Below are 13,803 nucleotides of genomic sequence, written 5' to 3' on the forward strand. Positions count from 1 at the left end.
AAACACCAAGCGGTGAATCGATGCCGTTTGTAGTAATTAACTGGTGACGAAGAACATGTCAAAACGTGATTTTTACGAAGTATTAGGCGTAAGCCGTGATGCCTCAGAGCGCGATATCAAAAAGGCGTATAAGCGTCTAGCGATGAAATTCCACCCAGACCGAAACCAGGGTGATGATTCTGCGGCGGACAAGTTTAAAGAAGTAAAAGAAGCGTACGAAGTTCTGACCGACCCTCAAAAGAAAGCGGCGTACGACCAATACGGTCATGCAGCTTTTGAACAAGGCGGCGGTGGTTTCGGTGGCGGCGGCTTTGGCGGCGGCGGTGCTGATTTCGGCGACATCTTTGGCGATGTATTCGGTGACATCTTTGGTGGTGGTCGTCGTGGCGGTGGTGGCCACCGTGCCCAGCGAGGTGCTGACCTACGTTACAACATGGAATTGACGCTAGAAGAAGCGGTTCGTGGTGTAACGAAAGAGATCGAAGTACCGACACTAGTACACTGTGATACCTGTGATGGTAGTGGCGCGAAGAAAGGTTCATCTGCTGAAACATGTGGTACCTGTCATGGTCATGGTCAAGTACAGATGCGCCAGGGCTTCTTCGCAGTGCAACAAACCTGCCCTACCTGTCACGGCAAAGGTAAAATCATTAAAGACCCTTGTAATGAGTGTCATGGTCAAGGTCGTAAGCAGAAAACAAAAACACTTAACGTTAAGATCCCAGCAGGTGTTGATACTGGCGACCGTATTCGTCTATCTGGCGAAGGTGAAGCGGGAGAAATGGGAGCACCAGCGGGTGACTTGTATGTACAAGTGCACGTGAAAGAGCACCATATCTTCGAGCGTGATGGCAACAACCTATACTGTGAAGTGCCAGTAAGCTTTGCGATGGCAGCTCTAGGTGGTGAAGTTGAAGTACCAACCCTAGATGGTCGCGTAAGCCTAAAAGTGCCTTCAGAAACGCAAACAGGTCGTATGTTCCGTATGCGTGGTAAAGGTGTGAAAGGCGTTCGCGGTGGCGGTGTTGGTGATCTTATTGTTAAGTTGGTTGTTGAAACACCAGTAAACCTAAGCTCACGCCAAAAAGAACTGCTCAAAGAGTTTGAAGAGTCTTGTGGTGGTGAAGCGGCGACAAAGCACAAGCCTAAATCAGAAGGCTTTTTCAACGGTGTGAAAAAGTTCTTTGATGATTTAACCAGCTAAGACGTTAGTGAAAAGCACAAATACAAAGGCCTGCTAAAATGCAGGCCTTTTTGCATCTCGGTGTTCTTCCTAATTCCAGCAATCACTTGGTTCTTCGACATTTGTTGACGTTAAAGTAATCGTTTTAGAACCAGTCAAGCACTCGTCGTCGTCTTGTCCCAGAGCCGATTTTGCTGTTGCTGTAATGGTATAGGCCGTACTTGCAGAGCTCGCAATATCGAAAGAAAATCTATTTGTGTCTGAGTCACATAGAGTGCATGTGCCTCCAGAGAGAATATGACTCCAGTCGTACCCACCATCATAAGATGTCTCTAGCTCTAGCTGAATTCGACTAAGATCGCTCAAGGCAACCGTCCTATGAGACTTGATTACATGATTAGTGTAAGAAGGGTAGGCGATCGCAGCAATGATCCCGACAATCACGACAGCTATCAGTAATTCGATCAATGTCATCCCTCTCAATCCTTTTTTGTAGCCGTTACAACGAGAAATTCGAATCATCACGAGTAGTTTCCTTTTCACTTTTCCGCCTATTTTTGGCAGGTGATAGCATCTGTGCAAGATGAATTACGGCCCTTTTGCCGTTTACATAGGAATTTGGGAAATGCCTCGCGGGTTTACGTTGTTGGAGCTTCTTATTACTGTTGCTGTACTGAGTGCTTTATTGGCTACAGCTGCACCATCTTTCAAGAATGTCTTTGAAACCAACAAAATGCAGCGCTTAGCTAATGAATTGCATGGCTTTGTTATTGAAGGCAAGTCTGAAGCAGTATTACGGCGTGAAAGACTTTGGGCACACATCATCATGTCTGGGAGCTCATCCAGTGACGGAAACTGGCGTATTGATTTGACAGATAACGGAGCTGAGGGTGCTGGGACTGTGTTGTTCTCTTTATCAGGTAAGCCGTATTACGGTATTGTCGTTACCCCGAGCTATGCTTCCGATCAAATCAGCTTCGACGATGTTCATGGTCGACCATCATCAGGAAACTTGAAGTTTCATCCTGTTGGTGAATCATCAAAAGCCTTAAAACTCATTTCTCATACTTTATCAGCCCGCGTAAGAGTATGTAGTGATAACAGCGGCACAGAATATTACGGTTATTCAACTTGCTCTTAAGGATGGCTATGTTTAAACAAAAAGGGGCTAGCCTTATTGAGTTTATGATCGCATCTGTGCTTGGGCTTATTTCTCTTGCGACAGTGGGGTCAATCTATGTGAGTGGTCAACGAGTGATAATGGAGCGTTCGAAAGAGTTAATGTTGTTACAGAATTCTGAAAGTGTCGTGCAGATGCTCAAGAGCGACATTCAGCGTGCTGGTTTTGACGGTAACAATGGTCATTCTATAAAAATATCGGGCTCAGCGAACACAATTTACACTCTTGATGATGTTGATAGAGGGCTAATTGCTTACGCCTATTACATAGGTGTTTCTGGCTCTGCTCCTTTATATAAAAACGTGGCTTATGAGCAACGAGTTAATACGCCAGAGTCGCTATTTGTGTGTGAAAAAAAGCAAATAACGATATGGGATGTTAATGACGTGGTCAACCTTGCAGGCACAGGCTCATGTAACACTCTCTTTGATAAAAAAGTTATTCACGTTAATCGATTTGACCTGACTAGTGATTTGCTAGAAAGCACTGATGCAAAAAGTGCACTGGTGACCATTACATTGGGAACCGAATTGAAAGACGTGACAGATATTCGCACGCAGCAGTCGTTTACTGCGATGCAAAGGAACTGGCAGTAATGAAGAAACAACAAGGTGCAGCAGCGTTATTAGTTGTGGGTGTATTGCTAGTTGCGGCATTAATGATGTCGCTTGGTAGCTACAAGTCTCTTTTTTATCAGATCAAGCGTGCCAACAATCAAATTGAAGCACGACAAGAACATTGGCTTGCAGAAGGGGGATTGGAGTGTTTCTATTCTTTAGTTCAAAGTACCGGTGATATTTCTTCTGCAACTTCACTAATTTCAAGCCGATGTGAAACACCTTTAGGTTTACATCAATTAGCATTGGAACCCGACAACAAGCTGTTAAGCAAACCAGCTCCAAACTCCAGCCGGACCGTTGAAAAACAACTTGTCCTTTCAAGAGGAAGAGCGTCCGGAGCACTAAAAAGTAGTACAGATTTATACGTTAATGGTAGCTCCGCATTTTCAACACCAGATCCTGGCGAATTTGTAGGAAGTGGGTGGGAGTGTGTTGCTATTCGCTATAAGAATGCATTTCACTCACGTGCTGGAGCGACAAACCAAGGGGTTATACATGGTTCTGCCCCTTATGCTGATTTTGTTCACAACAATATAGATTGTAAATCGGAACATATGAGTGTGACCTCTTCTGACTCAGATTACGGAGAGGACTTTATTCAAGATGCAGACCTAGAGCCATTTTACGACATTTTTAGAGAGCAACGCAGTGACTGGAACTCGGTGAAATCAGGCTGGGGGTTTACTACGATTGATTACGACGACTCAACTAACCAAGTCGTTACTGATTGTGGAAAGAAAGTTGGGGAGCAAATTTCAGCAGGGAAAACTCATATTTGGGTTACGGGGTCCTGTGAGTTTACTTCCTCTAAAAAGAATAGCTCTGGAGAGTATGAGAATGATTCTGATGGGATACTAATCAAAGGAGGCATTGATTATCTTAATGAAGCTTTTGCCGCTACTGGAGAAGCTCCAATATTACTTGTGGTTCAAGATGGTATTTTTGCTGTACATGGTTCAATGACATTCCCTGGTATGCTCTATCAACTTACGACTAATTCACTTACAGATTTAGATACACATTGGAACTTGTTCGAGGCCAAAGATCATTTTGGGGATGCGGCTAACTTTCCCACGCTTGCTCTAGATAAAGTCGTTTACCTGCAGCGTGGCTCATTTAGTTTTTCGGGGGGACAAGTCTTAGATAGTCCAGGTTACAGTGCTTATTTTGTTAACTCTCTAAATTTTGCTTACAACCGAGATAACATCGATGAGGTCGTTGATCCGATTATTAATTTCCGCTGGAAGAAGGGCTCCTGGAATGATCTCTAAACAAAAAGGTTTTAACCTTCTTGAAGTTCTAATTTCTTTTCTACTTATCGGTGTTGGGGCACTAGGTTTAACTAAGCTAAACGTGTATTTAGAACGCGAATCCGAATATGCCATAAAAAGTATTGAAGCACTTCGTCTAGCAGAAAACCAGCTCGAATGGTTCCGGACGCGTGGTGCTTCTGCGGCGATGTCTACCATCACACCTGCAAATTTTGCTTCTATTGCAACAGGCTCTTCTGTTACTGGATCTTATGTCGTCGAGTGGGAAGTTCCAGCTGCCACGGTTTCAGGAACACTGAAAACTATCACCATTACCTCTAGCTGGAAGGATAGAATCGGCGAGACGCGATCAGTTCAGCTTAAAACGATGATCTCACAATACAGTGAATTCGAAAACTAAGTTCAATTGCATACATGGGCTGGGACAAATGCGGGTGTAATTCCTGTTTAATACCGGATTTGTCACGGTTAATAAATAGTTTTTGAACTGTTAATTGAGTTGATGTGCTACTGTTTTTATTATGTTTAATTGAAGTGGTGTTTTTGCAAAATATGTCTCCAATTATGAAAAAAAATCTAGAACCTTGTGCTTTCTCCATTAGTGTTTACTAGAATACTCGTTGGATAGTAGGCCGTCATAATTACTCAAATAGGCCTTGGCACCAACATCATTCACTATGGAGTTACCATGAGTAACCAAGCTGTAAATAAGGCACCATCATCGAAGCCGAGCGGGATGGAGCGCTTTTTAAACTTTATCGAGAGGACAGGTAACAAAATTCCTGATCCTGCGATTTTGTTCTTCTGGGCATTGATCATTACTTGGGCGGCGTCAGCACTTTTGTCGAATGTATCATTCGATCTTCCAAACCCTCGAACGGGCGAAGCTCTTACTATCACCAACTTACTTACGGGCGAAGCGCTAGCAAGTTTCCTTGCGAACATGGTGACTACCTTTACAGGTTTTGCGCCACTGGGTATCGTACTTGTCGCAATGCTAGGTGTGGGTGTTGCAGATTCTTCGGGCTTTATTACGACGGGTCTTAAGAAGATGTTGAACTTCACGCCAGCTAAGCTTCTTACTCCAATGCTGATTTTGGTTGCTATTGTGTCGCATACTGCGGCAGATGCAGGCTATGTTCTGGTTATTCCTCTGGGCGGTATTATCTTCCATGCGGCAGGTCGTCACCCTCTAGCGGGTATTGCGGCAGCATTTGCAGGTGTATCTGGTGGCTTCTCTGCAAACTTTATCCCTTCTGGTATCGATCCACTACTTGCAGGCTTTACGCAAACCGCGGCGCAGGTTCTTGATCCTGAATACGTGGTTAACCCATTAGCGAACATCTTCTTCACTGGCCTATCCTCTATCATTATTGTGGGGATTGGTTGGTACGTGACAGAGAAAATCATCGAGCCTCGTTTATCAAAAATGCCAATTGATGATGATGCGGAAACTGCGCCAAACCTAGGCTCATTTACTGAACTGGAATCAAAAGCATTTCGTTATGCTGGTTGGGCAATGATGGCGGGTATTGCCTTACTTGTTGCAGCATTAATTCCAGAAACATCAGCGCTACGCTCGCCTGAAGGTGAAATTACGGCCTTCTCAGCACCGATAATGAAGTCTATCGTGCCGTTGATCTTTATTCTGTTTATCATTCCTGGTTACGTTTACGGTAAAGTGTCTGGAACGTTCAAGACCAGCAACGACATTATCAAAGCGATGGCTGATACCATGTCGACCATGGGCGCATACATTGTTATGTCGTTCTTCTGTGCTCAGTTCTTATCTGCATTTGCTCAGTCAAACATCGGTACGATGCTAGCGTTGTATGGCGCAGAAGGCTTAAAAGCGATGAACCTACCAGGTGAAGTGACCATCATCGGTATGATCCTTCTAACCGCGTCTGTAAACCTACTTATTGGCTCGGCATCGGCAAAATGGGCTTTAATTGGTCCAATCTTAGTGCCAATGCTAATGGCGGTTGGTATCTCGCCTGAGCTGTCTCAAGCGGCTTACCGTGTGGGTGACTCTGTATCGAACATCATTTCGCCTCTAATGGTATTTTTCCCTCTTGTAGTGGTTTACTGTCAGCGTTATGTGAAGTCGGCTGGTATCGGTACGCTTGCGTCACTAATGATGCCATTCTCGATCGCAATGCTGATCGGTTGGTCTATCTTCCTAGTTGCTTATTGGATGGTAGGTATCCCGCTAGGCATTCAAGCTCCTTACACTTACACCATGTAAAAACGTGTAGGGTGTGAAAGCCGCTAATTGGCAGCCAAAAAGCGCAGGTCTTCGACCTGCGCTTTTTTGTTCTCGTAAAACGAACATCGATAGGTCTTGTAACTAGTTTTTTGGAGTTGCAGACTTTGTCCCGTGATGTGTTGCTGTAGTGAAACCGAAGTTGGTGATAAAATTCCTGACTTCAATCGTTTTTTGTTTCTTTGGAGCCTCCTTTGTCTAACCATCCGTTTTCCCCTCAAGATGAATTGTTTATGCGCAGAGCGATGGAGCTTGCTGAGCAAGCAGAAGCTGAGGGGGAAGTACCTGTCGGCGCAGTGCTTGTCAAAGATGGTGAAATTATCGCTGAGGGGTGGAACCGCTCTATTGGCACCCATGACGCTACCGCACATGCTGAGATTCAAACACTGCGTAAAGCAGGCCAAAAGCTAGAAAATTACCGCCTTCTGGATACGACTTTGTATGTAACACTTGAGCCATGCCCAATGTGTGCGGGAGCCTTATTGCATAGCCGCGTTAAGCGGGTCGTTTTTGGAGCGCCAGATTTAAAAGCTGGAGCAGCAGGAACAGTGCTTAATTTGTTTGAAAGTCAAGCCGCTTACCATTACGCCTTAGTTGAAAAGGGGCTGCTAGAAGATGAGTGCCGTACTCAGCTACAAGCGTTTTTTAAGCGCCGCCGAAAGGAAATTAAAGCGAAGAAGCAAGCACAAAAAGCATTAGAAAATGGAGAGAGCGAACAAGGTAGTAGGAGTAGTGAGGGCTAGCAAACACCTACAACGTGGTAGATGTTTGCTTGGACGCACTAGTGATTGACTAAATGTACAAAAACACGATTACGTGAACTTACTTTCTTTTTCATACATGTCAGTTTACGTTTACGTCGGATAGCAGCTACTGTGTTATTTAAACGCTTTGACTGCACTCTACGTCTTCTCATATTCAAAACCTCCTGCAGACAAGACTTATACCAGTAAAGCGCGGCTTATCGATGCTTGGCAATAGGCTCGATAATCGCACTAAACATTGTATGGTTTAAACGTTCTTCATTTGACTTCTGCATTGCACAGAGCCAGCAAACAATTTCAATACGATGCTTAATAATAGGAGTGACGTTATTTCGGCAGAGTGTAGCCGAAGGCGCCGCTTCATCAAGTGAGCTAAACCATGTGGTTGCAAAACAATCTGTTACAAAGCAATCAGTTTTACTAACGATGAAGAAAAGGCGACCAACCAAAGGAATGGTTGAGTGTGGTTGGTGTCACTCAGAGTCTTGGATTCTAGATAAGTTTTCGTTAGGACTCAATAAAAATGACGAGCTCATGGGCTCGTCATTTTTTAGTTTACCGCGGGTTTATTCTTCAATGCTTTCTTGTTCGGTGTCTTCTTCAACCGTGACGTCAGAAGCGCCAGAGACTTGTTCTACGACGGTCTCTACTGCGCCCGATATCAAAATGTCGGGGGTGAGCGGCGGAATCACTTGTAAGTCATCGCTATTCTCATCAATCGCTGGCTGTTGGCTGACATGACCAATGATGGATTGGTAGTAACGTCGAATATTTTCTACGTAATTACGCGCTTCATCGCCTCTGGCGTACCCATAGCGAGTTTGGCTGTAATAGCGCTTCTGACGAAGTAAAGGCAGCCTGTCTTTTACATCGGCCCAAGCGTTCGGATCGCCACCTTGTGCTTTGGTGAGTCGTCGTGCGTCCATCATGTGGCCGTAACCAATATTGTATGAAGCTAACGCAAACCATATTTTTTCATGCTCGTTAATGCTATCAGGCACGCGACTTACAATACGACGTAAGTACTCGACACCACCACGAACAGATTGCTCAGGGTCTAAACGGTTTGTTACCCCGACGCTTTTCGCTGTTGGCAGAGTCAGCATCATCATCCCCCTAACACCTGTTGGCGATTTTGCTGTTGGTTTCCAGTGTGACTCTTGATAAGCCAATGCTGCAATTAAGCGCCAGTCGAACTCTTCGCTGTATTTTTGGAATAAAGGTGCCCATTTAGGCAATTTGTCATCCAGAGCTCGAATGAATGCGCGAGTATCAACGTAGTCAAATGCTTCAATATGACCAATGTACTTTTCTTCGAGGGTGGACAGTTCTCCTGATTGTTTGATGTTACCGAAAAACTCTATCAGCATCGCATACAAACTTTCGTCTTCAGAACGTCGAGTAAACCAAGATACTGGTTGATCTTCTGTAAGTTCGAACGCGAGCGCAAGATCGGGGTAAAGGCGTTGAGCAAGGGAAAGTTCCACCGAATCAGTCACAGTAAAACGTAACTCACCCGTCGATACGTATTTGAGTAAGTCTCTCGTGTCAGCATCACCAACAATTTCAAACTGAAGTTCTGGATACTGCTTCTTTAACGCTGTTAGGGTCGGAACATATTGCGATTGTTCAACGATCTTTAATGTTTGAGCGCCTGCATTTGTATCTTCGTCGGACTCGTCGTCTTTCGAGGCTTGGTATTCAATGAGTTGTTCGATATCACGTGGTCGAAGTTGCCCTTTTTTATATACCACTTGTTGGCTTACATAATAATAGGCAGGGCCTGGTCTAAATCGTTTGACTGCTTGTGACGTTTGATTTAAACCCGTAGCGATGATATCGATATCTCCTTTCTTAAGAGCAGGAAAAAGCTCAGCCTGGCGAAAGGCTGGTTTAATCTCGAGTTTGACGCCGAGCTGTTCCGCAAACTGACGCGCCAATTCGTAATCCAACCCTGCGGGACCATCGGGACCTATGTAGTAGGAAAGCTGATTGTTTAGCGTGCCAACACGAAGCACACCACGTTCTTGAATTTTTTCAAATTCACTTTTGGGCTCCGACTCAATCTGGCAAGCTGAGAGCAAAAGAACAGAAACTAAAATTAGAGCACTGCGCTTGAGCCGGTTGAAGTGACTTATTTGCATTAATAGGTACATCTTGGAAAATTTCTATTTGCCTTTATATCAAAGCGAGCTCATGGGGCAAAGTGAATCACACACTTATAACGTGACATTGTGTGTTTTATCGACATTTTAGTTGTAATTCAAATTTGACAAAAAAAATGACGCAAACGGTTGCTTTTGGTGTTACATCACAAAAACAATTACTATATAATGCGCTCGCAATGACGAGGTGGAATCGGCATAGGTTCGACAGGGCTTATTTTAAGTGTCTGAATTTATTCCAATATCACCTTAATCAATTGCATAAGAGACCTAAGCACATGAGAATTTTGCGTGGCTCCCCAGCTCTTTCAGAGTTTCGTGTTAATAAACTACTGGAACTTTGTCGTGAACAAGATCTGCCTGTAACTGGCATTTATGCCGAGTTTATGCACTTTGCCGATCTAAAGTCAGACCTTGATGACCAAGAGTTAGAAAAACTTGAAAAGTTACTAACTTACGGCCCAACCATCGAAGAGCATGAGCCTGAAGGTCTTCTACTTCTTGTCACGCCTCGTCCTGGCACTATCTCGCCTTGGTCTTCTAAATCTACCGATATCGCTGTTAACTGTGGTCTGGATAAAGTGAAACGTCTAGAGCGTGGTACGGCTTATTATGTCGAGTCTTCAGTTGTTCTATCAGAAGCTCAAGCTGACGCTGTTAAAGCGTTAATTCACGACCGCATGATGGAAACAGTATTCACAGAATTTGAAGCCGCATCAGCATTATTTACTGTTGCAGAGCCTAAGCCTGTCGCACATGTTGATATCTTAGCTGGCGGTCGTCTTGCGCTTGAAGAGGCAAACGTTTCCCTTGGCTTGGCACTCGCAGAAGATGAAATTGATTACTTGGTCGAGAACTTTACTAAGCTTGGGCGTAACCCAAACGACATTGAATTGATGATGTTTGCTCAGGCGAACTCAGAGCATTGTCGCCACAAAATTTTTAACGCAGATTGGACTATCGACGGGGTAGATCAACCTAAGTCTTTGTTCAAAATGATCAAAAACACTTTTGAAACGACACCTGACTATGTACTGTCTGCATACAAAGACAACGCAGCCGTTATGACAGGTTCTAAAGCGGGGCGTTTCTTCCCTGACCCTAAATCTCGTCAATACACGTACCACCATGAAGATACGCACATCTTGATGAAGGTAGAAACGCACAACCACCCAACGGCAATCTCTCCGTGGCCGGGCGCATCGACTGGCTCAGGCGGTGAAATTCGTGACGAAGGCGCGACGGGTATCGGCGGTAAGCCAAAAGCGGGTCTGGTTGGTTTTACAACCTCTAACTTACGTATTCCTGGTTTTGAACAGCCATGGGAAACCGACTTCGGCAAGCCGGGTCGTATTGTGAATGCGTTAGACATCATGCTTGAAGGCCCTCTTGGCGGCGCGGCATTCAACAACGAATTTGGTCGTCCCAATCTATTGGGTTACTTCCGTACTTACGAAGAAAAAGTCACTTCTCATGCGGGTGAAGAAATTCGTGGTTACCACAAACCAATCATGATTGCTGGTGGTATGGGTAACATCCGCGATGAACACGTACAGAAGAAAGAGATCCCTGTAGGTGCGAGCCTAATCGTACTTGGTGGTCCGGCAATGAACATCGGTCTTGGTGGTGGTGCGGCATCTTCCATGGCATCTGGTCAGTCAGCAGAAGATCTGGACTTCGCTTCGGTACAGCGTGAAAACCCAGAGATGGAACGTCGCTGTCAGGAAGTGATCGACCGTTGTTGGCAGTTAGGCGACGATAACCCAATCGCATTTATCCACGATGTGGGTGCAGGCGGTATCTCTAACGCATTGCCTGAACTTGTCGACGACGGTGAGCGTGGCGGTAAGTTCCAATTACGCGATGTACCAAACGATGAGCCGGGCATGAGCCCACTGGAAATCTGGTGTAACGAATCACAGGAACGTTACGTTCTAGCGGTAGCGCCAGAAAACATGGAAGCATTCGACGCCATCTGTAAGCGTGAACGCGCACCGTATGCAGTGGTGGGTGTGGCGACAGAAGAGCGTCATCTAACGTTAGAAGATTCTCACTTCGACAATACGCCAATCGATATGCCAATGGATATCCTGCTTGGTAAGCCACCGAAGATGCACCGTGACGCAACCACACTAAAAGTGGAAAGCCCTGCCATTGTTCGTGATGGTATTGAGCTTAATGAAGCGGTGGATCGCGTACTTCGTCTTCCTGCTGTTGCAGAAAAAACATTCCTAATTACTATCGGTGACCGAACAGTAACGGGTCTGGTTGCTCGTGATCAAATGGTTGGTCCTTGGCAGGTACCAGTAGCAAACTGCGCAGTAACAGCGGCAAGCTACGACACTTACCATGGCGAAGCAATGTCGATGGGTGAGCGCACGCCAGTGGCATTACTAGACTTTGGAGCATCGGCTCGCCTAGCCGTTGGTGAGTCACTAACGAACATTGCGGCAACAGACATCGGTGATATTAAACACATTAAACTGTCTGCGAACTGGATGTCTCCAGCGGGTCACCCAGGTGAAGATGCGGGTCTTTACGAAGCAGTGAAAGCGGTTGGTGAAGAATTGTGTCCTGCGTTAGGTTTGACTATCCCAGTTGGTAAAGACTCCATGTCGATGAAAACCAAGTGGGAAGAAAACGGCGAGAGCAAAGAAGTCACTTCTCCACTGTCGTTAGTTATCACGGCATTTGGTCGTGTGGAAGACGTACGTAAGACCGTGACTCCTCAACTACGCACTGACAAAGGAAAGACTTCTCTAGTTCTTGTTGACTTGGGTAACGGCAAAAACCGCTTAGGTGCGACAGCATTGGCACAAGTATACAAACAGCTGGGTGACAAACCTGCTGACGTAGATAATGCAGAGCAGCTAAAAGGCTTCTTTGATGCAATGCAAGCGTTAGTACGTGATGACAAGCTAGTGGCTTACCACGATAAAGGCGACGGCGGTCTGTTTGTTACACTGGCTGAGATGGCATTCGCGGGTCACTGTGGCGTAAAAGCGAACATCGCAGAGCTGGGTGACGATGCGCTGGCCGTTCTATTTAACGAAGAGCTAGGTGCGGTTGTTCAAGTTAAGAATGATGATCTAGATTCAGTTCTATCTACTCTGGCGGCAAACGGCTTAGAGGCATGCTCACATGTGATTGGTTCTGTTGAAGCTTCAGACGACTTTGTTATCACTTCTGGTGATGCAGTTGTGCTTGAACGTTCACGTACCGAACTACGCGTTATCTGGGCTGAAACAACGCATAAGATGCAAGGTCTACGTGATAACCCAGCGTGTGCAGACCAAGAGCACGAAGCTAAGAAAGACAACTCTGACCCTGGTCTAAACGTTAAGCTCAGCTTCGACGTAAATGAAGACGTAGCAGCACCGTACATTGCGAAAGGTGCTAAACCTAAGATGGCAATTCTACGTGAGCAGGGCGTTAACTCCCACGTCGAAATGGCAGCAGCGTTTGACCGAGCTGGTTTTGAAGCAACCGACATCCATATGAGCGATATCCTAACAGGCCAAGCGGTACTGGATGAATACCATGGCCTAGTAGCTTGTGGTGGCTTCTCTTACGGCGACGTACTAGGTGCGGGTGAAGGTTGGGCTAAGTCTATCCTGTTTAACGCACAAGCTCGTGAACAGTTCCAAGCCTTCTTCAACCGTGAAGAGACGTTCTCTTTAGGTGTATGTAACGGTTGTCAGATGCTATCAAACCTGAAAGAGCTGATCCCAGGTGCAGACTTGTGGCCACGTTTTGTGCGCAACGAATCTGAGCGTTTTGAAGCGCGCTTTAGTCTAGTTGAAGTTCAGAAATCTGATTCTGTATTCTTCGACGGCATGGTTGGTTCGCGTATGCCAATCGCGGTTTCCCACGGAGAAGGGCGTGTAGAAGTACGTGATGCAGAGCACCTAGCAGCGATTGAAGCATCAGGTACGGTTGCGGTTCGTTACGTGGATAACCTCGGTAACCCAACACAACAATACCCGAACAACCCGAATGGTTCGCCAAACGCGATTACCGGTTTAACAACAGCAGATGGTCGCGTAACTATCATGATGCCTCACCCAGAGCGCGTATTCCGCACAGTTGCAAATTCTTGGGCTCCGGAAGGTTGGGGTGAAAATGGCGCTTGGATGCGTATGTTCCAAAATGCTCGTAAGAATATCGGTTAATTAACCAAAGGTTAATCTAGCTTAAGTAAAGCGTTGGTTGAGAGATCAGCGCTTTCTTTTTTCTTATCACTCTTTCTAGTGACTTGGCGAAACGTTGCTTTGTTCTGCCTCTTCTTTGTCATCTATTATCTAGCGTAAAAAACTTGCAGCGTTTAGATTACTTTTATGCTCTAATACCGCGC

10 protein-coding genes are annotated in these 13,803 nt (G+C 45.5%); 8 read left to right on the top strand and 2 right to left on the bottom strand.

Translation table 11 applies throughout. From position 1 onward, the window contains the following. Positions 1-55 precede the first annotated feature (55 nt). Positions 56-1,204 (top strand): molecular chaperone DnaJ, encoded by a 1,149-nt coding sequence (gene dnaJ, locus R7R78_RS09380; protein WP_005381620.1) that lies wholly within the window; start codon positions 56-58, stop codon positions 1,202-1,204. Positions 1,205-1,273: 69 nt separating this feature from the next. Here the strand turns inward: dnaJ and R7R78_RS09385 are convergent, their stop codons facing one another. Beyond that, positions 1,274-1,705: a type IV pilin protein gene (locus tag R7R78_RS09385; RefSeq protein ID WP_171343019.1), complete on the bottom strand. Its 432-nt coding sequence runs from the start codon at positions 1,703-1,705 to the stop codon at positions 1,274-1,276. Positions 1,706-1,808: 103 nt separating this feature from the next. Between R7R78_RS09385 and R7R78_RS09390 the strand changes: the two genes are divergently transcribed. The 6 genes from R7R78_RS09390 (at position 1,809) to tadA (ending at position 7,263) form a co-directional block, all read left to right on the top strand. After that, on the top strand, positions 1,809-2,324 hold the full coding sequence (locus R7R78_RS09390) for a GspH/FimT family pseudopilin (RefSeq protein WP_033905824.1): 516 nt from the start codon (positions 1,809-1,811) through the stop codon (positions 2,322-2,324). 8 nt (positions 2,325-2,332) lie between these two features. Then, positions 2,333-2,959 (top strand): PilW family protein, encoded by a 627-nt coding sequence (locus R7R78_RS09395; RefSeq protein ID WP_033905826.1) that lies wholly within the window; start codon positions 2,333-2,335, stop codon positions 2,957-2,959. Then, positions 2,959-4,254 (top strand): hypothetical protein, encoded by a 1,296-nt coding sequence (locus R7R78_RS09400; protein ID WP_053306533.1) that lies wholly within the window; start codon positions 2,959-2,961, stop codon positions 4,252-4,254. Before R7R78_RS09395 ends, R7R78_RS09400 begins: the two co-directional genes overlap by 1 nt. Next, entirely contained in the window at positions 4,244-4,654 is a 411-nt protein-coding gene (locus R7R78_RS09405) for a prepilin-type N-terminal cleavage/methylation domain-containing protein (RefSeq protein WP_005381606.1), read from the top strand. The genes R7R78_RS09400 and R7R78_RS09405 overlap by 11 nt, the downstream gene beginning before the upstream one ends. Positions 4,655-4,942: 288 nt before the next feature. After that, positions 4,943-6,502 carry an AbgT family transporter gene (locus R7R78_RS09410; protein WP_017635695.1) on the top strand — a complete coding sequence of 520 codons (1,560 nt, stop codon included), beginning with the start codon at positions 4,943-4,945 and terminating at the stop codon, positions 6,500-6,502. A 212-nt stretch (positions 6,503-6,714) separates the two neighbouring features. Beyond that, a complete protein-coding gene (gene tadA / locus R7R78_RS09415; RefSeq protein WP_186584444.1) occupies positions 6,715-7,263 on the top strand; it encodes a tRNA adenosine(34) deaminase TadA in 549 nt (182 codons plus the stop codon). 587 nt (positions 7,264-7,850) lie between these two features. Here the strand turns inward: tadA and mltF are convergent. Continuing rightward, on the bottom strand, positions 7,851-9,428 hold the full coding sequence (gene mltF, locus R7R78_RS09420; RefSeq protein WP_170894036.1) for a membrane-bound lytic murein transglycosylase MltF: 1,578 nt from the start codon (positions 9,426-9,428) through the stop codon (positions 7,851-7,853). A gap of 299 nt (positions 9,429-9,727) precedes the next feature. Here mltF and purL point away from each other — a divergent pair, with 299 nt between their 5' ends. Further along, positions 9,728-13,621 carry a phosphoribosylformylglycinamidine synthase gene (purL, locus tag R7R78_RS09425; RefSeq protein ID WP_225473482.1) on the top strand — a complete coding sequence of 1,298 codons (3,894 nt, stop codon included), beginning with the start codon at positions 9,728-9,730 and terminating at the stop codon, positions 13,619-13,621. The last annotated feature ends 182 nt before the right edge of the window (positions 13,622-13,803 follow it).

The sequence above is a fragment of the Vibrio sp. 2134-1 genome (assembly GCF_033339495.1).